Source organism: Azospirillum ramasamyi, assembly GCF_003233655.1.
Lineage (GTDB): Bacteria > Pseudomonadota > Alphaproteobacteria > Azospirillales > Azospirillaceae > Azospirillum > Azospirillum ramasamyi.
This window is the reverse complement of the sequence record NZ_CP029831.1, coordinates 666,637-686,098: the sequence shown is the minus strand read 5'-3', so window position 1 is coordinate 686,098 and position 19,462 is coordinate 666,637. Positions and strand designations below refer to the sequence as shown.

Sequence of the window (19,462 nt, the reverse complement as noted above, 5' to 3'; positions counted from 1 at the left end):
GGACAGCGTGAAAAGCATCGTCGAGAGCACGGTGGCGGCGTCCGACCAGATGCAGGCGCATGCCCGGCGCATGTCCGAGATCGCGACCGCCACCAACCGCCGTTCCACCGATGTGGCGTCGGAAACGGAGATCGCCTCCTCCAGCATGCAGACGGTCGCCGCCGCGACCGAGCAGCTCGCCGCCTCCATCTCCGACATCAGCCGCCACGTCAACGAATCCTCCCGCATCTCGACCTCCGCGGTCGTCGAGGCGGAACGCACGAAGGGAACCGTCAGCGGTCTGGTCGAAGCGGCGCAGCGCATCGGCGATGTGGTCAAGCTGATCAACAACATCGCCAGCCAGACCAATCTGCTGGCCCTGAACGCCACCATCGAGGCCGCCCGCGCCGGGGAGGCCGGCAAGGGCTTCGCCGTCGTCGCCAACGAGGTGAAGCATCTGGCCAACCAGACCGCCAAGGCGACGGAGGACATCTCCACCCAGATCGCCGGCATGCAGAACGCCGCCGGCAACGCCGCCGAGGCGATCCATGCGGTGGGCAGCACCATCACCCAGATCAACGGGATCGTCACGACCGTCGCCGCGACGGTGGAGCAGCAGACCGCAGCCACCCAGGAGATCACCCGCAACGTGCAGGAGGTGGCCGTCGGCGCCCGCCGCATCACCGGCTCCATCGGTCAGGTGACGCAGTCCTCGGCGGAAACCGGCGGCATCGCGCAGGAGGTGCTGTTGGCGACCGGCCTGCTGCACCGCCAGGCGGATGACCTGAACAAGGGGGTCGCCAACTTCCTCAGCCGCATCCGTTCCGCCAGCTGACCGGCCCGGCCGCTCCGCAACCGCCGATGCATGGCTGCCGCGCCCTCCCCGCCGCTGGACGGGAAGGTTCCGCGGCAGGCAGCATGTTCCGGTCGCAAAATATTCTTACAGGTATGGATCCGTGGCGGATGCGGAGGATCGGGCGGGAACCGGCCGGCTCAACGGGCGGGCCGGCAAGCTGGCGCAATGGGCGGGCCTGCTCGCCCTGTCGGGTGCGGTCACGCTGGGGCTGGAGGGGGTCGGGCTGCCGGCCGCCTGGCTGATCGGGCCGATGGTGGGAGCGATCGCGTTCGGCGTCGGCGGCGCCTCCATCCGGGTGCCGTCATCCGGCTTCACCGTGGCGCAGGCGATCATCGGCTGCCTCGTCGCCCATGCCGTCACCGCGTCGATCCTGCTGTCCATCGCCCGCAACTGGCCGCTGATGCTGGGAACGGTCGGGCTGACGGTAATGGTCAGCGGCATCGTCGGCTGGCTCTTCGTCCGCTACGGCAGCCTGCCCGGCACCACCGCGGCCTGGGGCGTGTCGCCGGGAGCCGCTGCGGCCATGGTCGCCATGGCGGGACAGCATGGCGCGGATGCCCGGCTCGTCGCGGTGATGCAGTATCTGCGCGTGGTTCTGGTGGTGCTCAGCGCCTCCCTGGTCACCCACGCGCTGACCGCCGGTCCGCAGGGCGCGGCCCCGGCGGCCGCCCCGGTGGAGGCGCTGGTGGAGGCTCTGGATCCGGCGGGGCTGGCGGCGACCCTGCTGGTCGCCCTGGCCGGCGGCTGGATCGGGCATCGCTTCCGCATCCCGTCGGGCGCCCTGCTGGTCCCGATGGTGCTGGGGGCGCTGGTCCAGACCGGTGCCGGGATATCGCTGCAATTGCCGCATACGCTGCTGATCGTCACCTATGCCGTGATCGGCTGGAGCATCGGGCTGCGCTTCACCCGGGAGGTGGTGGGCCACGCGTTCCGTGCGGTGCCGCAGATGCTGCTGTCGACCGGGCTGATGATCGCGCTCTGCAGCCTGTCGGCCTGGGTGCTGGTCACGCTGCTGCCGACCGACCCGCTGACCGCCTTCCTCGCCACCAGCCCGGGCGGGCTCGATTCCGTCGTGGTGATCGCGCTCGGCACCGGGGTGGACCTGCCGCTGGTCCTGGCGCTGCAGACCCTGCGGCTGTTCGTGGTGGTGCTGTCTGGACCGCCGCTGGCCCGCCTGATCGCCCGTTACGCCTGAGCTTCCGGCGAAGGTCGGACAGCCGGACGCGGCGTTGCGCCGGCGCTCGTTCGAAGCGTATCCTTGATCCCCCTTTCGCCCCGACCCGGAGTGCCCCGGCAATGACCGACCGCCCCCACCGTCCCGAAACCATCGCCGCCGGCGCCCTGGGGTTTGAGGACGCAGCCACCGGCGCGGTCATTCCGCCGATCCATCCCTCCACCACCTACATCCGCGACCCCGACAACGGCTATGGCCGCGGGCGGGTCTATGCCCGTGCCGACAACCCCACCTTCGACACGCCGGCCCGGACCATCACCGAACTGGAAAAGGGCGCGGACACGCTGCTGTTCGCCTCGGGCATGGCGGCGGCGACGGCGGTGTTCCAGGCGCTCGATCCCGGCGACCATGTGGTCGTTCCCGACGTGATGTACTGGGCCTTCCGCAACTGGGTGCATGGCCCGGCCACCCGCTGGGGCCTGCGGGTGGAAGGGGTGGACACCAGCAACACCGACGCGGTCCGGGCGTCGCTACGCCCCGGCGAGACGCGGCTGGTCTGGCTGGAGACCCCCGCCAACCCGCTGTGGACCGTCACCGACATCGCCGCGGTCGCCGAACTCGCGCATGACGCCGGGGCCTGGCTCGCCGTGGACAGCACGGTGGCGACCCCGGTGTTGACCCGTCCGCTGGAACTGGGCGCGGACATCGTCATGCATTCGGCGACCAAATACCTGAACGGCCATTCGGACGTCGTCGCCGGCACCCTGACCGCCGCCCGCAAGGACGAGTTCTGGAGCCGCATCAAGGCGGTGCAGGCCCAGCAGGGCGGCATCCTCGGCAGCTTCGAGGCCTGGCTTCTCCAGCGCGGCCTGCGCACCCTCTTCGCCCGCGTCCGCTGGCAGTGCGCCGCCGCCATGACCCTGGCGGAGCGCCTGTCCGCCCACCCGCAGGTGTCGGAGGTGCTCTATCCCGGCCTTCCCGGCTTCCGCGGCCACGGCATCGCCTCCCGCCAGATGACCGGCGGCTTCGGCGGCATGCTGTCGATCCGGGTGAAGGGCGGCACCCAGGCCGCCATCGACACCGCCGCCCATGTCGGCGTCTGGCGCCGCGCCACCTCGCTGGGCGGGGTGGAAAGCCTGATCGAACACCGCGCCAGCATCGAAGGCCCGACCTCCCCGGTTCCCGGCGACCTGCTGCGCCTGTCGGTCGGGCTTGAGTCGCCCGACGACCTGTTCGACGATCTGGCGCAGGCGCTCAATCGGGCGCTCCGCCAGGGGTGAGGAACGGCCTGCGTTTCCCCGTCACCGGGTAATATCGACGCAGGCCCCGGCCGCAGCCGCATTTCCGAGTATCCCCAACGCGGATAGGGCTTGACAGTGAGAATTATTCGCGACGTTATTCTCTGAGAATAAGTCGCACTTGCTGTCATTTCAGACCCCCGCCGTTCGAGGAGACCTCCATGTCGAAGCGCGCTGCCGGCCTTGCCGCCGTAGCCGTCGTTGCCCTGATGCCGTTCGCCGCCCAGGCGGCGGCGCCGGCCTACAAGGACGTGGCGAAGAACTACGCCGACATCGCCCATGCCGCCTACGAGGACGCGACCAACAGCGCCAAGGCGCTGAAGAAGGCGGTCGACGCCCTGGTCGCCAATCCGACGGAGGAGACGCTGGCGAAGGCGCGCGAGGCCTGGAAGGCCGCCCGCGTTCCCTACATGCAGACCGAAGCCTTCCGCTTCGGCAACCCGATCGTCGACGAATGGGAAGGCAAGGTGAATGCCTGGCCGCTGGACGAGGGCCTGATCGACTATGTCGACGAAGGCTATGCCGGCGGCGAGAGCAACCCCTACGCCAAGGCCAACGTCATCGCCAACCCGAAGATCACGGCCGGCGGCAAGACCATCAACGCGACGAAGATCACCAAGGAACTGCTGGCCGACAAGCTGCACGAGGCCGGCAAGGTCGAGGCGAACGTCGCCACCGGCTATCACGCCGTCGAATTCCTGCTGTGGGGCCAGGATCTGAACGGCACCGGCCCCGGCGCTGGTGCGCGCAAGGCCACCGACTACGCCAAGGGCAAGGACTGCACCAACGGCCATTGCGACCGCCGCGCCCAGTACCTGACCGTCGCCACCCAGATGCTGGTCGACGACCTCGCCGAGATGACGGCGGAGTGGGCGCCGAAGGGCAAGGCCCGCGCCTCCATCGCCAAGGCCCCGGAAGGCGAAGGGGTCGCCCGCATGCTGACCGGCCTGGGGTCGCTGAGCTACGGCGAGCTGGCGGGCGAGCGCATGAAGCTCGGCCTGATGCTGCATGACCCGGAGGAGGAGCATGACTGCTTCTCCGACAACACCCACAACTCGCACTATTACGACGTCGTCGGCATGGTGAACGTCTACAACGGCAGCTACACGCGCACCGACGGCAAGACCGTGTCCGGCGCTTCGCTGTCGCAGCTGGTCGCCGCCAAGTCCACCGATGCCGACGCCGCGGTGAAGACCGCCATGTCCGAGGCCATGAAGGCGATGCAGGCGATCAAGGACACCGCCGACAGCGGCAAGATGGCCTATGACCAGATGATCGCCGCCGACAACGAGGAGGGCAACAAGCTGGTCGCCGCCGCCGTCGACCGTCTCGTCGATCAGAAGAAGGCGCTCGAAGGCGCCGTCAACACCCTGGGTGTCTCCATCAGCATCGAGGGTTCCGACAGCCTCGACGATCCGTCGAAGGTCGGCAAGTAAGCCTGCATCCGGCTCCGGTCCCGCGCCTCATCCGCGCATGACCGTTTCCCCACCTTCCCTTCCGGGCCGTTCCGGTACGGAGGGGGCGGGAGCGGAGCCGGCCTTTTCCTGTCTGTCGTTTTCGGACCGCCGTCATGCCGCACCGCCTTGCCGCCCCGCTGTCCCGCCGTGCGCTTCTGCGCGCCGGGGGAACTGCCGTCGCGGCGGCGGCGATGGGCGGCACCGGAGCCGCCGCACCGGCCGCCGGCGCCCTCAAGCCCGGCTGGACCGGCCCCGTCCCCATCACCTCCGCCGGCGATCTGGTCGAGGTGGAACTGTTCGCGAAGCAGCGTCTTCAGCGCATCCTGCCGGAGCCCGCCGAGCCGTCGCCGCTGATCACCTATGCCGACAGCTTTCCCGGCCCGGTCATCCGCATGCGCAAGGGCCAGAGGCTGCGCGCCACGCTCGTCAACGGACTGGACGAGCACAGCTCGATCCACTGGCACGGCATCCGCCTGCCGAACCTGGAAGACGGCGTGCCCTATCTGACCCAGCCGCCGACCAGGCCCGGCGAGCGCCACGTCTATGAGTTCACCCCGCCCGACGCCGGCTCCTTCTTCTTCCATCCCCACTGCAACACGGTGGAGCTGCTGGGGCGCGGCCTTGCTGGCGTGCTGATCGTCGAGGAACCGGACGCGCCGAAGGTCGACGCCGACATCGTCTGTCTGGTCAAGGACTGGCAGTTGGACAAGACCGGCAGCTTCGGCGCCTTCATCACCGACCGCGGCGCGGCGCGCGCCGGCACCTTCGGCAGCGTGTCGACCGTCAACGGCGCCATCGATCCGGTGATCGAGGTTCCCGCCAACGGCGACATCCGCGCCCGGCTCTACAACATCGACAGCACCCGCGTGGTCGATCTGCGGGTGGAGGGGGCGGAGGCCTGGATCGTCGCGGCGGACGGCAATCCGCTGCCGCCCCGCCCGCTGGACGGCTGGCCGATGGGCCCGGCGATGCGCATCGACGTGCTGTTCCGCGCACCGGCCAGGGCCGGCCAGACCCTGCGGCTGACCAACGTCTATTCCGCCGAACCCCGGCCGCTCGCCACCTTCCGCGCCGTCGACCCCGCCCTGCCCAACAAGCGTTTCAAGCCGCGCGCCCTGCCCACCTCCACGATCCCCGAGCCGGATCTGAAGGACGCGCCGGTCATCCCGCTGGCCTTCTCCGCCACCGCGGTGGCGCAGAGCTTCGACCCGGCGATCCTGGCCGGCCTGCCCTATGCCGACTCGCTCTGCCTGTCGCAGAAGACCTTCTGGGCGATCAACCAGCAGAGCTGGCCGGAGGATGGGCACCAGCGTCTGCCGCCGCCGCTGGTCACGCTGGAGAAGGGCCGCAGCTACATCTTCGAGCTGGCCAACCTGACGCCGCACCTGCACCCGATCCACATCCACGGCTACACCTTCAAGGTGCTGTCGTCGGACGGCCGCAAGGTGGTGCCCCACCATGCCGACACCGTGCTGCTGGAGCCGAAGGAACGCCTGCGCGTCGCCATCAAGGCCGACAATCCCGGAGACTGGATGTTCCACTGCCACATCATCGAACACCAGGACACCGGCATGATGGGATATATCCGCGTTGCTTGAGATATCACTTCGCGGCACAGCGGTCGCGCTTGTTCTCCTTCTCGCTCCTGCCGCGCAGGCCGACAGCGGCCTCGACAACCGCATCGGCGAGGCGCTGTTCCGCCGCATGTGGGTGGCGGCGCCCACCGCGACCCAGGCGGCGGACGGTCTGGGGCCTCTCTACAACGCGCGGTCCTGCGCCGTCTGCCATCCGCGCGGCGGCGGCGGCCGTCCGCCAGACCCGGCGATGGCGGGGGACCAGGGCGTCGGCTATACGATCAAGCTGAACGACGACCCGGTCTATGGCCGGCAGATCCAGGCCAACGCCATCCTCGGACAGGTGATCGAAGGGCGCCCCCGTGTCACCTACCGGGAGGAGGAGGTGCGCTTCCCCGACGGCGAAATCGTCCGGCTGCGCCATCCCACCCCGGTGGTCGAGGATCTCGGCTATGGCCCGCTGGCCGAAGCGACGGTGATGTCCGCCCGCGTGCCTCCGCGGGTCCATGGCATGGGCCTGCTCGACCGCATCCCGGCCGAGGCGATCGAGGCGGAGGCGGCAAGGCAGGCGGCGTCCGGCGGTCCCGTGGCCGGCCGGGTGAACAATGTGACGGTGGACGGCAAGCGTCAGGTCGGCCGTTTCGGCTGGAAGGCGATGCACCCCACGCTCGAACATCAGGATGCGGAGGCCTTCAGCCTCGACATCGGCATGTCGACCCCGGCCTTTCCCGTACCCTGGGGCGACTGCACCCCGGCCCAGACCGCCTGCCGCAACGCCCCGCACGGCGACTCCAAGCAGTTCGAGGGGCTGGAAATCCCCAGCACGGTGATCGGCCTGATCGACGGCTACCTGCGCGACCTGCCGCCCGACGGCAGTCTGGAGGCGTCGAAGGACGAGGCCGGCGCCAGGCTGTTCGCCGACACCGGCTGCGCCGCCTGCCACCGCCCGTCCTGGCGCACGGTGGAGGATCCGTCCCATCCGGCCCTGTCCGACCGCGACATCTTCCCGCACAGCGACATGCTGCTGCACGACCTCGGCCCGGCGCTGGGCGATGGGCTGGCGATGGGCGAGGCGCGCGGAAGCGACTGGCGCACCACGCCGCTTTGGGGGCTGAACCGGCTGGCGGCAAAGGACGGGCAGCTATCGCTGCTGCATGACGGGCGCGCCCGCAGCGTGACCGAAGCCATCCTGTGGCACGGCGGCGAAGCCGAGGGAGCGAAGGACCGCTTCATGACCCTGCCTGCGGCGGAGCGGAAGCGGCTGGTGCGCTATGTCTTTGGTTTGTAAAGGATGGGCGGGGCTTTGATCCGCGTAACCGGCAGAAGGGATTTGATCGTATGCGACGCCGCATAGTGCTTGGACTGATGTCGGCCGCCGCCGTGGCCGCCCTGTTGCCCCGGACCCCGGCCTTCGCCGCCCGGCAGTCGGACAACGACAGCGCCTTCCTGGCCGGCATGGTCCGCACCCATGCCCTGCCCCGCTTCGACGCGCTGGCGGCGGCGGCCGACGCCTATGCCGACACGCTCGACCGCTTCGCCGCCAGCCCCAGCGCCGCCGGCCTGGAGGAGGCGCGGACGGCCCACACCCGGGTCACCGACGCCTGGGCCGGCGTGCAGCATCTGCGGCCGGGTCCGCTGACCGTGAACCTGCGGGCCGACCGCCTGTCCTTCTGGCCGGAACGGGCCGGCGTGGTCCAACGCCAGATCGGCCAGATTCTGCGCGACCAGGATCCGAAGCTGCTGCAGCCGGGGGCGCTCGCCCGCCAGAGCGCGGCCGTGCAGGGCCTGACCGTGCTGGAACGGCTGCTGTTCGACGAGAACGTCACGGTGGAGAGCTTCACCGGCAGCGACGCCAAGCGCTTCCGCGCGCGGCTCGCCGCCGCCGCCGCCCGCAACGTCGCCGCCATCGCGGCCGATGCGCGCGACGGCTGGAAGGAACTGGAGGCGCCGCTGGCCGCCGGTGAGGCGACCGTCCTCGGCCCCACCCCGTCGGAGGCGGTGAACACGCTCTACACCTCCGCCGTCACCGCGATGCAGGTGATCATCGATCAGAAGCTGATGGCCCCGCTCGGCACCGGCATCGAGGATGCCAAGCCGATGGTGGTCGAAGCCCTGCGCAGCGGCCGGGGGCTGCGCAACATCGCGCTGAATCTGGAAGGGCTGCGCGCCCTGCTGATGGGCGAGAATGGCGGGCCGGGCTTCGTCTCGCTGCTGCCGCCGGGCGAGGACGGAACCGCCGCGAAGCAGGCGGTCGACGGGAGCTTCGCCGCCGCGATCGGCGCCGTGGCGGCGGTGCCGGGTCCGCTGAACAAGGCGGTGACCGATCCGGCCGCCCGCCAGAAAACCGATGCCGCGCTGCGCCTGATCAAGGCGGCACGGGTGGAGATGCTGGGCACGCTCGCCCCGCTGCTGGACATCACGCTGGGCTTCAATGAGCTGGACGGGGACTGAACCCATGAGCGGGAAGGGAGCGATGGACCGCCGGCACATCCTCGGCCTGATGGCGGGCGGGAATCTGATTGGCGGGCGACTGCTGGGCGGTGGGCTGCTGGCCATGCTGACCGGCACGGCCCATGCCGCCGGCAACGGCACGATCTATCTCAACGCCTATGCCACCGCCGGGGCGGAGCCGAGCTACGGCGTCGCGGCGCTGGACCCTGCCGGCAAGGTGCTGTTCACCACCCCCACCCCCGGCCGCGCCCACGGCATCGTGCCGCGTCCGGCCATGGCCGAGGCCGTGGTCTTCTCCCGCCGGCCCGGCCGCTGGTTCCAGATCCTGTCGCTGGCCGACGGCACTCCCGGTCCGGTCCTGCGGGCGCCGGACGACCGCCGCTTCACCGGCCATGGCGGCTATTCCGCCGATGGCCGCACCCTCTATGTCGCCGAGGACGACGTCCCGCGCGAGGAGGGGGCCATCGGCGTCTATGACGCCACCGACGATTACCGCCGCACCGGCGCCATCCCGACCCACGGGCTGGGACCGCATGAACTGATCCTGATGCATGACGGCACCACGCTCGCGGTGGCCAATGGCGGCGTCATCACCCATCCCGACACTGGCCGGGCCAAGCTGAACCTCGACAGCATGGACGCCTCGCTGACCTATGTGGAGGCGGCGACCGGCAGGCTGCTCGACAAGGTCCGCCTGCCGGAGGAACACAGCAACCTCGGCATCCGCCACATCGCCCTGCTGGACGACGGCGGCGTCGCCTTCGGCATGCAGGACGAGCGGCCCATCGGCATGCTGCAGCCCCTGACCGGCGCGCACCGCCCCGGCAGCGGGGCCGTCCGCCTCTTCGATACGCCGGAGGACATGCTGTCGCGCATGCAGGGCTATATCGGCAGCGTCGCGTCGGACGGCAGGACCGTCGCCGCCAGTTCGCCGCCGGGCGGGATCATCGGGCTGTGGGACGCCGCGACCGGCGCCTGGCTCGGCTCGACCACGCTGACCGACGGCTGCGGGCTGGCGCCGAGCGACGAGGGGTATCTGGCGACCAGCGGGTTGGGCGTGATCGAACCGGTGTCGGTCAGCGCAACGGCAGGGCCGGAGCGCCGGGCGCCGGAATTCCGGTGGGACAACCACCTGACGCGGCGGCTGGGGTAAGGGAGCCGGCGGGGGAACGAAGCTAGGCCCCCACCCCAACTCTCCTCCGCCCGGCGGGGGAGGCTAGGTGGGGGCAATCGAAGCCTGCCCCTACCCCGCCAGCGCCGCCGCGTGATGGCGCAGGTGATCCTCGATGAACGTGCTGATGAAGAAATAGCTGTGGTCATAGCCGGGCTGCATGCGCAGCGTCAGCGGATGACCCGCCGCCTCCGCCGCGGCGACCAGCGCCTGCGGCTTCAACTGCGCCTCCAGGAAGCCGTCGCGGTCACCCTGGTCGATCAGGATCGGCAAACGCTCCTTCGCCTTGCCGATCAGCGCGCAGGCGTCCCAGTCCAGCCAGCGGTCCTGGTCCGGTCCCAGATAGCGGCCGAACGCCTTCTCGCCCCAGGGAACCGCCGCCGGGTTGACGATGGGGGCGAAGGCCGACACCGCCTTGTAGAAGCCGGGATGCTTCAGCGCGCAGACCAGCGCGCCATGCCCGCCCATCGAATGGCCGGCGATGGAACGGCGGCCGCTGACCGGGAAATTCCCTTCGACCAGCGCCGGCAGTTCCCGCGTCACATAATCGTGCATGCGGTAATGCCGCGCCCACGGCTCCTCCGTCGCATCGACGTAGAAGCCCGCGCCCTGCCCGAAATCCCAGGCGCCGTCGGGATCGCCCGGCACCCCTTCGCCGCGCGGGCTGGTATCGGGGGCGACGATGGCAAGGCCCAGCTCAGCCGCGACGCGGAAGGCGCCGGCCTTCTGGGTGAAGTTCTCGTCGGTGCAGGTCAGGCCGGACAGCCAATAGAAGACCGGCACCTTGGCGCCGTCCTCCACCTGCGGCGGCAGGAAGATGGCGAAGGTCATTTCGCAGCGCACCGCCGCGGACTGGTGCCGCACCCGCTTCAGCCGGCCGCCGAAGACGCGGGTTTCCGACAGGGTGGTGAGGGGGTCGGTCATGGAACTGCCCTTTTCAAAGTCGCTGTCGCAAAACGCTCCCCTCCCCCGCTGCGGGAGAGGGGAGCGCCGTCATCCTAGCAGCCGTGGCCTTACTGGTTGTAGAGGATGACCGAGCGGATGCTCTTGCCCTCATGCATCAGGTCGAAGGCGTGGTTGATGTCCTCCAGCCCCATGGTGTGGGTGATGAAGGTATCCAGCTCGAACTCGCCGCGCAGGTAGCGCTCCACATATTCCGGCAGCTCCGAGCGGCCCTTGACGCCGCCGAAGGCGGAACCGCGCCAGACGCGGCCGGTCACCAGCTGGAACGGACGGGTGGAGATCTCCTCGCCGGCGCCGGCGACGCCGATGATCACCGACTCGCCCCAGCCCTTGTGGCAGCATTCCAGGGCGGCGCGCATGATCTGAACGTTGCCGATGCACTCGAAGCTGTAATCGACGCCGCCGTCGGTCATCTCCACCAGCACTTCCTGGATCGGGCGGTCGAAGTCCTTCGGGTTGATGACGTCGGTGGCGCCCAACTGCCTGGCGATCTCGAACTTCGACGGGTTGATGTCGATGCCGATGATGCGGCTGGCCTTCGCCATGGTGGCGCCGATGATGGCCGACAGGCCGATGCCGCCCAGGCCGAAGATGGCGACGGTCGAGCCCGGCTCCACCTTCGCCGTGTTCATCACCGCGCCCATGCCGGTGGTGACGCCGCAGCCCAGCAGGCAGACCTTTTCCAGCGGCGCGGCCTTGTTGATCTTGGCGAGCGCGATCTCCGGCAGTACCGTGTATTCGGAGAAGGTCGAGGTGCCCATATAATGGGCGATCTGCTTGCCCTTCAGCGAGAAGCGGCTGGTGCCGTCCGGCATCAGGCCCTTGCCCTGGGTCGCGCGGATCGCCTGGCACAGGTTGGTCTTGCCGGACAGGCAGAATTTGCACTTGCCGCATTCCGGGGTGTAGAGCGGGATGACGTGGTCGCCGACCGCGACGGAGGTGACGCCGGGGCCGACCTCCACCACCACGCCGCCGCCCTCATGGCCGAGGATGCAGGGGAAGACGCCTTCCGAATCCTTGCCGGACAGGGTGTAGGCATCGGTATGGCAGACGCCGGTGGCGACGATGCGGACCATCACCTCGCCGGCCTTGGGCGCCGCGACTTCGACTTCCTCGATTTCCAGCGGACGGTTGGCTTCCCAGGCGACGGCGGCGCGTGACAGGACCATGTGGCTTTCCTTCCCGAAAACGGTTTCGCCAATGAGGATTGGCATTTGATTACCGCAGTGTAGCCCGCGAGCGGTCATTGCCAGAACGGCGATTTTGGGAATAGATTTTTGCCGTGCGGGGATAATGTCCGGATGGCCTTGGGAGAATGACCATGAGCGGCTGGGACGGCATCGACGAATTCGTGGCGGTGGCCGAAACCGGCAGCTTTTCCCGTGCGGCGGAGCGTCTGCGCGTCTCCTCCTCCCATGTCAGCCGCAGCGTGGCGCGGCTGGAGGACCGGCTGCAGGCCCGCCTGTTCTACCGCACCACCCGCAAGGTCAGCCTGACGGAGAGCGGCCACGCCTTTCTCGCCCGCTGCCGGCGGCTGGCCGAACAGCGCGACGAGGCTTTCCTGGCGGTGGGCGCGCTTCAGGGCGACAGCGACAGCGAGATCAAGGGAATGCTGCGCATGACCTGCGCCACCGCCTATGGCGAGCGCTTCGTCATGCCGCTGATCAACGACCTGATGGAGCGCCACCCCCAGCTGAGCATCGAGGTGGAGCTGACCAACCGGCAGCTCGATCTGGTGCAGGAGGGCTATGATCTGGCGATCCGCCTCGGCCGCCTCAGCGAATCGAGCATGGTGGCGACCCGCATCGCCCCGCGGGTGATGCATCTCTGCGCGGCGCCGGCCTATCTCGACCGCCACGGCATCCCCGACGGCCTGGCAAACCTCGGCACCCACCAATGCCTGATCGGCACCTCCGATCACTGGCTGTTCGACGACGAAGGGCAGGACTGGCTGTTCCGTCCGCGCGGCCGCTGGCGCTGCAACAGCGGCTTCTCGGTGCTGGATGCCGCGTTGCGGGGATTCGGGCTTTGCCAGTTGCCGGATTACTACGTGCGCGTGCCGATGGCGGAGGGGCGGTTGGTTTCCCTGCTGGATCGCCACCGGCCGCCGAACACCGCGGTGTGGGCGGTCTATCCGCAGAAGCGCCATGTGCCGCCCAAGGTGCATGCCGCGATCCGGCATCTGAAGGAAGGGCTGGCGCAGCGGGCGGAATACCGCTGAGCAACGAACCTCGCTCAATGCAAATGCGAATGACTTGCATTATCATTTTGAGCAGCCTAATCTCCGCCTGTCTTCAATGCGGAGTTCGCCATGCCCACCATGTCGTCCCATCGCCGCGCCATGCCGCCGCGCCAGCGATTCCAGGATCTGCACGCGGCGGAGGCGCTGGTCGTGTCCGTTCTGCGCCTGTGGGCCGAACCCCTGCGCGAGCCGGAGCGCCAGCATCCGCACTGGCAGGACGGAATGACCACGGCGGGTCTGTCAAACGACGCCGCGGTGGCCTTCGACACGCTGATGCGCATCGTTCTGGCGGCCACCACCCGCCCGCTGGACCTGCACCGGCCGCCCTGCCCGTCGCTAGGCATCGACGAGGCGCTGTTGCTCGACATGCTGCGGCTCGCCCAGCAGGGGCAGCATGGTGAAGCCGGAGTGCTGATGAACGATTGGCTGCCGCTGGCGGGCGTGCGGATGGCGATGGCGCCGCTCTGCGTCCTGGCCTCCGCCCTCAGCCGCGCCGGATTGCTGATGCCCGACCCGGAGGCGGAGGACCTTCGGCCCCATCGGACGGCGGCCGGGCGCATGGACCGCCCCCACCCGACTGCCGACCGCGGCGCCACCCTGCTCCACTGAACGGGGCCGCTTCTCAGCGGCGCACCGCGGCGACGATGCGGTCGGAGAAAATGGCGACCGCCTGGCTCATCGCCCGCACCAGGGCATCCGGCCCGGCGCTGGCGGCAGAGACGTCCACCGCCTCTCGCGTCGGGCCGATCTTCCGTGCGCCGCCGGCCTGGGTCAGGCTCCATTGCGCGTCCAGCACCACCCGGCCGCTGATGTCGGCATCGAAGCGCAGGATGGTGACGGCCAGCACCGCCGTGCCCTCTTCCACCGCGCTGCCGGCCACCGGCAGGACGGTCACGCCGGGCAGGCGCGCCGTCAAATCGCCGGTAAGGGTGGAGCGGAGCCCGTCGGCCAGAGGCTCGGCCCAGCGGTTGAACTCCAGTTCCTTCACCCGGTTGCTGTCGATGCGGACGACGATCTGAGGCCGGTCGATCAGCATCGGCAGGTCCAGCGATCCCAGCGCCAAGGTTTGAAACGCGGTGCGGACCGGCTGCGCCGTTCCTGACGGCGGCACCACCGCCAGCGTGTAGAGCTGGCTGTCCGGCGCCGACTGGCAGGCCGCCAGCACCAGCAAGGGCAGCGCCATCGCCGCCCCCCGCAATCCGCGCATCCGCTCCATCCTCATTCCTTCCCCCATCCCTTACCGTCTCTTGCCCCAAATCAGCGCATCGGGGTGGCGTTCCAGATAGTCGGCCAGCACGCGGAAGGACCGCGCGGCGTCGTTCAACTGCCGCAGCACCTCCGGCAGGTCGGGCTGCCCGCCGCTTCCGGTCATCAAGCCGTTGGCGCTGTTCAACGCTCCCTCCGCCGCCGTCGCCACCCCGCGCAGACTCCTCACCACCTCCGGCAATTGGCGGTTGGCATTGCGCATCAGCGCGTCGGCGCTGCCCAGCGCCTTGGCGAGTTCCGCGAGGGAGCGCGCGAGGTCCGGGGAGCCGGCAAGGCCGCTCACCGATTGCAGGGTGCCGCGCAGATCGGCGATCAGCGCGTCCAGCGGCAGCGCGGAAATCTTGTCCATCACCTCGCCTGCCGACGCCATGATCGAATCAAGGTCGCTGGACGCCACCGTCGGCAATTCCGACCGGTCCGGCCCCAGTGCGGGCGGCATGTCCGGCGCGTAGTCGAAGAACACCAGCCTTTGCCCGGTCAGCAGGTTTCCGGATGCCAGACGGCCGCGCAGGCCCTTTTCCACCTGGGTGGCGACCAGCCGGCGCACGGCAGCCTCGTCCAACGGCCGGTTTTCCTGAACATCATAGGTCCGGACGACGAGTTCCGGTTCGAAATCGATGAAGACGGGGATGCGAAGTTCCTGCGTCGCCTCGTCATACTCCAGCCGCACGGCGGCCACATGCCCGACCGTCAAGCCGCGCAACAGCACCGGCGCCCCCGCCTGGAGTCCCTGGACCGAACCGGGGAACTCCAGCCGATAGCGCACGCGCAGCCGGTCGCGCGCCGCCACGGCCGCGGCCTGATCCTCATAGAGCGTGAAGGTGGACCAATCCTTCGCCTGCACTCCGGCCTCCGGATCGGGCGGGGTTTCCAGCACCACGCCGCCCAGCGCCAGCGCCCTCAGCGATTCCATCTGGAACTTAAGTCCCTCGGCCCCAGCGGTGAACTGGATACCCGACGACCGCCAGAACCGGCTCCCCTCGCGCACGAGTCCCTCATAGGGGGCGCGGACGAAGATGGAGACCGACACCGTGCGGTCCTGGGGCGACAGGTTGTAGCCCATCACCTCGCCCACCTGGACGCCACGGAAATAGACCGGCGACCCCTGCGCCAGCGATCCCAGCTGCTCCGCCTTCAGGGTGAAGCTGCGGCCCGGCGTGTCGGCGCGGACCACCGGCGGTTCGTCCAGCGCGTAGAACTCTCGCCGCTCCGCGCCGCCGCCGGGCTCCATCTCCACATAGGTGCCGGACACCACGGTGCTCAGACCGGACACCCCGCCAAGGCTGAGGCGAGGCTCCACCACCCAGAAGCGGGTTCCCTCCCTCAGGTGCTGGCTGGCGGTGCGGTCCATGCGGGCGGTGGCGATCACCTGGGACAGGTTGTCGGACAGGCGGACCGACTCGATCACGCCGAGATTGACGTTCTTGAGCTTGATCGGGGTCCGCCCGGCCTCCAGCCCGTCGCCGGACTGGAAGATGATGACGATCTGCGGACCGCGGTCCTCCAGCCATTGCCAGCCGAGCCAGCCGACGATCAGCGCCGCCACCAGCGGCAGCAGCCACAGGAGGGACAGCCTCGGGCGCGTCGATACCTCGACCTCCGGCGGAGGAGAAGGCGGCGGAGCGGCGGGAGATGCGGGCGGAGGGGGCTGGCCGGAGTCAGTCATGCCGCCCCCCGTCCGCCCGGTCCCACATCACGCGCGGGTCGAAGACGTGGCTTGCCAGCATGGTCAGGATGACCACGGCGGCGAAGGCGATCGCGCCGGAATCGGCGCGGACGGAGGCGACGGCGCCGAACTGCACCAGCGCCGTGAGGATGGCGATCATGAATACGTCCACATTGGACCAACGCCCGATGGCGTCGATGAAACGATAGAGGCGGGTCCGTCCCCGCAGCCGCGCAGCCGATCCGCGCCATGCCGTGACGACGAACCAGAGCAACCCGCCCAGCTTCAGCAGCGGCACCGCGATGCTGGCGATGAAGACCAGCAGCGCCAGCGGCCACATGCCGGACGCCGCCAACTCCCCGACGCCGCCCAGGATCGTGCTGGGATCGCCCCGGCCGAAATTGACGACGGTCATCACCGGCAGCAGGTTGGCCGGCACATAGAGAATGGCGCTGGTCGCCACCAGGGCCGTGGTCCGTTGCAGACTGTCGGGTTCCCGCTTGTGCATACGGCTGTCGCAGCGGGTGCAGAGGTGCGGCACGGGCTCATGGTCATGGCCGTGGACCCGCTGGCAGACCGGGCAGGAGACCCAGCGCCGGGGGAAGGGCGAAGGGCCGGCAGGCACATGGTCGATGGCCGACCATAGCGCCCGGCGGTCGAGCCCCTGGTCCATCACGGTGATCGCCAGCACATAGCCGCCGAGCGCCAGCCCGCCGGTCAGCATTTCCGCATTGGCGAATCCGTACAGCTTGGAATAGCCGACCAGCAGGCCGAGCAGGAAGACGTCCAGCATCGCCCAGGGGCGCAGAGTCTCGGTCAGGGCGAACAGCCGGGCGATCACGCGGGGCGATTTCGGCGGACGTCCGCCGTGCAGGCTGAGCAGCACGGCGATCACCGCCGACACGCGGACCACCGGCGCGCCCAGCACCAGCGTCCCGACCAGCAGCGCCAGCGGCCACATCCCCTGGTCGGCCAACTCCTCCAACCCGGTCGCCACCAGACCGTCGCGGATGTTCCCCTGGATATTCACCGCCATCAGCGGAGCGACGGCGATCAATCCCAGCAGCAGCAGCGCGGTCAGCGCCATGGGCAGGGCATGACGCACCCCGCCCGCGACATGCCGGTACAGCAGCGAGCCGCACCGGGTGCAGACGGCCCGGCCGCCGCGAGGCAATTCACGGGCACGGTGAAGCCGCCCGCAATCCGGGCATCCGACCAGATCGTCCCGAACCGTCGCCCGAGGCCCCCTCAACCCGTCCTTGCCCTGCCACATCGACATGCACGCGCCCGAACCGACTTTATCGTAAATCCCGCACTCCAATTGGCTTTTTCAGGCGGCTGCGCAAGCCCCGGCGAACGGGATAGGCGATTTTCCGCCGCGTCGCAGCAAAACCTCCCGCCGGACCAGGAATTGGCGATTGACCGTAAGATTATGTACATACATTATCGCCGAACGTCATATCGGGGCGCGGAGAGCGGGGTGCAGGGGGTGGCACGGCAAGGCCTGACCGGACGGGACCGCGGCGGCGGACCGGCATCCACGCCGGCACGCGCCCCGCGGAACGAGCTTGCCCCCGATGGCCAAGCACTCGACGGCCAAGCCCTTGACCGACAAGCACTTGACGGCCTTACCCTCGACGGCCGGGGCGCGCTGTTCGACCAGATCAAGCGCGCCGTCGCCGGCCAGATCCTGCGGGGGCGCTGGCAGGCCGGCCAACGCCTGCCCAACGAGGCGGAGTTGTCGAGCCTCTACGGCGTCTCCCGCCAGACCGTGCACAAGGCCATCGCATTGCTGGCGCGGGAGGGTTTCCTCGTCCGCCGCCGCCGTGCCGGAACCTTCGTCGCCACCGGCCGCCGCGACCGTTTCGCCCTGCCCATCGAGGACATCGGCGACGTCGTCGCGCGGGAGGGCCGTGTTTACGAGTTCCGCATCCGGGAACGCAAGAGCATAAGCAACGGACAGGGCATCCGCTGGCCCGACCTGCCCGACGGTGCGCCGATCCTGGCGCTGGAATGCCTGCATTTCAGCGACGGGACGCCGATCCAGCATGAGCGGCGCCTCGTCAGCCTCGACGCCGTTCCCGAAGTGGCGGAGGAACCGTTCGACAGCGTGGCGCCCAGCCGCTGGCTGGTCGAGCGGGTTCCCTGGTCATCGGCCGACCATACGGTGCGCGCGGTCAACGCCACGGCGGAGATGGCGGCGCTGCTGGGGGTGGAGGCCGGGGCTGCCTGCCTGTCGATCCGGCGGCAGACCATGCATCTCAGCCGGCCGGTGACGCTCGTTCATTTCCTCTCGGTCGGCGACCGGTTCAGCCTGAGCGGTTCGTCGATCACCGACAGCGCGACCGAGTTGAATTTGTAAACACAAAAGGACCGGCCACAGTTGGCCGGCCACCACCGGGGACCACTCACGATGGAGAGCAAGGGTATGGTTCGGACGATGTTCAAGGCGGCGCTGCTCGGCGCCACTCTGCTGGTGACCGGCGCCGCCGCCGGCACGGCGATGGCCGATACGCTGGCCGACGTGAAGAAGGCCGGTGTCCTCACCGTCGCCACCGAGATGCAGTTCCCGCCGTTCGACTTCCTCGAGAACAACGAATACAAGGGCGTCGACCGCGACCTGATCGACGAGGTGGCGAAGGAACTGGGCGTCAAGCCCAAGTATATCGACCTGCCCTGGACCAGCGTCCTGCCCGGCCTGGAAGCCAAGAAGTTCGATCTGGTCATCGCCCCGGTGACGATCACGAAGGAGCGCATGAAGCGCTATGCCTTCACCGTTCCGATTTCCGAGGCGACCGCCGCGATCATGAAGCGCACCGACGACAAGAGCATCAACAAGCCGGAGGACATCGCCGGCAAGAAGGTCGGCGGCGGCAAGGGCACCTCGCAGCTGGCCCAGCTCAAGGAATACGCCCAGACCCTGCCGACCCCGCCGGACGTGCGCGAATATGTCGACAGCAACCAGTCCTACGCCGATCTGGCCGCCGGCCGCATCGACGCCTCGGTCAACTCGCTGCCGAACCTCGCCTTCGCCGCCGCCAAGCGCAATGAGACCTTCACCGTCGTCCAGCCGCCCTTCGGCAAGCCCTCCTACTTCTCGTGGGTCGGCCGCCTCGGCGATGACGACAAGAGCCTGATCGAGGCGGTCAACGCCGCGCTGGTGAAGATCCAGAAGGACGGCCGCATGGCCGAGATCCAGAAGAAGTGGTTCGGCGTCTCGCAGGAACTGCCGACCACCGTTCCGGAACCGCAGCTGTAAGGCTGGGGCACAACCTTCCCTCTCCCGCCACGGGAGAGGGAGGGGACCCACGAAGTGGGGAGGGTGAGGGGCAATCCGGACATGGATTCCTCGATCCTTGCATCAC

The 19,462-nt window shown here is 69.2% G+C and carries 17 protein-coding genes; 12 read left to right on the top strand and 5 right to left on the bottom strand.

The genetic code is table 11. The features are described from left to right. The 8 genes from DM194_RS19450 to DM194_RS19415 form a co-directional block, all read left to right on the top strand. Window positions 1-814: methyl-accepting chemotaxis protein (locus DM194_RS19450; protein WP_246024479.1), on the top strand; the 814-nt coding region annotated here is incomplete at its 5' end. Between the two features lie 121 nt (window positions 815-935). Next, window positions 936-2,030, top strand: coding sequence for an AbrB family transcriptional regulator (locus DM194_RS19445; RefSeq protein ID WP_176581464.1), 1,095 nt, complete (start codon window positions 936-938; stop codon window positions 2,028-2,030). 101 nt (window positions 2,031-2,131) lie between these two features. Then, a complete protein-coding gene (locus tag DM194_RS19440) occupies window positions 2,132-3,289 on the top strand; it encodes a trans-sulfuration enzyme family protein (protein WP_111069187.1) in 1,158 nt (385 codons plus the stop codon). A 179-nt stretch (window positions 3,290-3,468) separates the two neighbouring features. Further along, on the top strand, window positions 3,469-4,743 hold the full coding sequence (locus DM194_RS19435; protein ID WP_111069186.1) for an imelysin family protein: 1,275 nt from the start codon (window positions 3,469-3,471) through the stop codon (window positions 4,741-4,743). Between the two features lie 134 nt (window positions 4,744-4,877). Further along, window positions 4,878-6,362 (top strand): multicopper oxidase family protein, encoded by a 1,485-nt coding sequence (locus DM194_RS19430; RefSeq protein WP_111069185.1) that lies wholly within the window; start codon window positions 4,878-4,880, stop codon window positions 6,360-6,362. Next, window positions 6,355-7,626 carry a di-heme oxidoredictase family protein gene (locus tag DM194_RS19425; RefSeq protein ID WP_246024478.1) on the top strand — a complete coding sequence of 424 codons (1,272 nt, stop codon included), beginning with the start codon at window positions 6,355-6,357 and terminating at the stop codon, window positions 7,624-7,626. Before DM194_RS19430 ends, DM194_RS19425 begins: the two co-directional genes overlap by 8 nt. 50 nt (window positions 7,627-7,676) lie before the next feature. Then, a complete protein-coding gene (locus DM194_RS19420; protein WP_111069184.1) occupies window positions 7,677-8,789 on the top strand; it encodes an imelysin family protein in 1,113 nt (370 codons plus the stop codon). A 4-nt stretch (window positions 8,790-8,793) separates the two neighbouring features. Beyond that, a complete protein-coding gene (locus DM194_RS19415; RefSeq protein WP_246024477.1) occupies window positions 8,794-9,942 on the top strand; it encodes a DUF1513 domain-containing protein in 1,149 nt (382 codons plus the stop codon). Between the two features lie 90 nt (window positions 9,943-10,032). Here the strand turns inward: DM194_RS19415 and fghA are convergent, their stop codons facing one another. Both fghA and DM194_RS19405 read right to left on the bottom strand, forming a co-directional pair. After that, window positions 10,033-10,884, bottom strand: coding sequence for an S-formylglutathione hydrolase (fghA, locus tag DM194_RS19410; protein WP_111069182.1), 852 nt, complete (start codon window positions 10,882-10,884; stop codon window positions 10,033-10,035). Window positions 10,885-10,973: 89 nt separating this feature from the next. Beyond that, window positions 10,974-12,092: an S-(hydroxymethyl)glutathione dehydrogenase/class III alcohol dehydrogenase gene (locus DM194_RS19405; RefSeq protein ID WP_111069181.1), complete on the bottom strand. Its 1,119-nt coding sequence runs from the start codon at window positions 12,090-12,092 to the stop codon at window positions 10,974-10,976. Window positions 12,093-12,244: 152 nt separating this feature from the next. Here DM194_RS19405 and DM194_RS19400 point away from each other — a divergent pair, with 152 nt between their 5' ends. Beyond that, on the top strand, window positions 12,245-13,144 hold the full coding sequence (locus DM194_RS19400; RefSeq protein ID WP_111069241.1) for a LysR family transcriptional regulator: 900 nt from the start codon (window positions 12,245-12,247) through the stop codon (window positions 13,142-13,144). Window positions 13,145-13,234: 90 nt separating this feature from the next. After that, window positions 13,235-13,774, top strand: coding sequence for a hypothetical protein (locus tag DM194_RS19395; protein WP_111069180.1), 540 nt, complete (start codon window positions 13,235-13,237; stop codon window positions 13,772-13,774). A gap of 13 nt (window positions 13,775-13,787) precedes the next feature. Here DM194_RS19395 and DM194_RS19390 read toward each other — a convergent pair whose 3' ends face one another. From DM194_RS19390 to DM194_RS19380, 3 genes are read right to left on the bottom strand one after another with little or no spacing between them, the layout of a single operon-like run. Further along, window positions 13,788-14,381: a PqiC family protein gene (locus DM194_RS19390; protein ID WP_111069179.1), complete on the bottom strand. Its 594-nt coding sequence runs from the start codon at window positions 14,379-14,381 to the stop codon at window positions 13,788-13,790. A 21-nt stretch (window positions 14,382-14,402) separates the two neighbouring features. After that, entirely contained in the window at window positions 14,403-16,097 is a 1,695-nt protein-coding gene (locus tag DM194_RS19385; protein WP_111069178.1) for a PqiB family protein, read from the bottom strand. Next, window positions 16,090-17,376 carry a paraquat-inducible protein A gene (locus DM194_RS19380; RefSeq protein WP_246024476.1) on the bottom strand — a complete coding sequence of 429 codons (1,287 nt, stop codon included), beginning with the start codon at window positions 17,374-17,376 and terminating at the stop codon, window positions 16,090-16,092. The genes DM194_RS19385 and DM194_RS19380 overlap by 8 nt, the downstream gene beginning before the upstream one ends. A gap of 210 nt (window positions 17,377-17,586) precedes the next feature. On the opposite strand from DM194_RS19380, the gene DM194_RS19375 reads away from it, so the two are divergent. Together DM194_RS19375 and DM194_RS19370 are read left to right on the top strand one after the other, a co-directional pair. Beyond that, window positions 17,587-18,459: a histidine utilization transcriptional repressor HutC gene (locus DM194_RS19375; RefSeq protein ID WP_246024475.1), complete on the top strand. Its 873-nt coding sequence runs from the start codon at window positions 17,587-17,589 to the stop codon at window positions 18,457-18,459. Between the two features lie 66 nt (window positions 18,460-18,525). Next, window positions 18,526-19,356, top strand: coding sequence for a transporter substrate-binding domain-containing protein (locus DM194_RS19370; RefSeq protein WP_246024474.1), 831 nt, complete (start codon window positions 18,526-18,528; stop codon window positions 19,354-19,356). Window positions 19,357-19,462 lie beyond the last annotated feature (106 nt).

What these genes read in the sequence shown, in the direction of transcription:
- DM194_RS19415 (WP_246024477.1), top strand. Translation starts at nt 8,794, where the DNA reads ATGAGCGGGAAGGGAGCGATGGACCGCCGGCACATCCTCGGCCTGATG.
- fghA (WP_111069182.1), bottom strand. Translation starts at nt 10,884, where the DNA reads ATGACCGACCCCCTCACCACCCTGTCGGAAACCCGCGTCTTCGGCGGC.
- DM194_RS19390 (WP_111069179.1), bottom strand. Translation starts at nt 14,381, where the DNA reads ATGGAGCGGATGCGCGGATTGCGGGGGGCGGCGATGGCGCTGCCCTTG.
- DM194_RS19440 (WP_111069187.1), top strand. Translation starts at nt 2,132, where the DNA reads ATGACCGACCGCCCCCACCGTCCCGAAACCATCGCCGCCGGCGCCCTG.
- DM194_RS19405 (WP_111069181.1), bottom strand. Translation starts at nt 12,092, where the DNA reads ATGGTCCTGTCACGCGCCGCCGTCGCCTGGGAAGCCAACCGTCCGCTG.
- DM194_RS19385 (WP_111069178.1), bottom strand. Translation starts at nt 16,097, where the DNA reads ATGACTGACTCCGGCCAGCCCCCTCCGCCCGCATCTCCCGCCGCTCCG.
- DM194_RS19395 (WP_111069180.1), top strand. Translation starts at nt 13,235, where the DNA reads ATGCCCACCATGTCGTCCCATCGCCGCGCCATGCCGCCGCGCCAGCGA.
- DM194_RS19370 (WP_246024474.1), top strand. Translation starts at nt 18,526, where the DNA reads ATGGTTCGGACGATGTTCAAGGCGGCGCTGCTCGGCGCCACTCTGCTG.
- DM194_RS19420 (WP_111069184.1), top strand. Translation starts at nt 7,677, where the DNA reads ATGCGACGCCGCATAGTGCTTGGACTGATGTCGGCCGCCGCCGTGGCC.
- DM194_RS19400 (WP_111069241.1), top strand. Translation starts at nt 12,245, where the DNA reads ATGAGCGGCTGGGACGGCATCGACGAATTCGTGGCGGTGGCCGAAACC.
- DM194_RS19430 (WP_111069185.1), top strand. Translation starts at nt 4,878, where the DNA reads ATGCCGCACCGCCTTGCCGCCCCGCTGTCCCGCCGTGCGCTTCTGCGC.
- DM194_RS19435 (WP_111069186.1), top strand. Translation starts at nt 3,469, where the DNA reads ATGTCGAAGCGCGCTGCCGGCCTTGCCGCCGTAGCCGTCGTTGCCCTG.
- DM194_RS19380 (WP_246024476.1), bottom strand. Translation starts at nt 17,376, where the DNA reads ATGTCGATGTGGCAGGGCAAGGACGGGTTGAGGGGGCCTCGGGCGACG.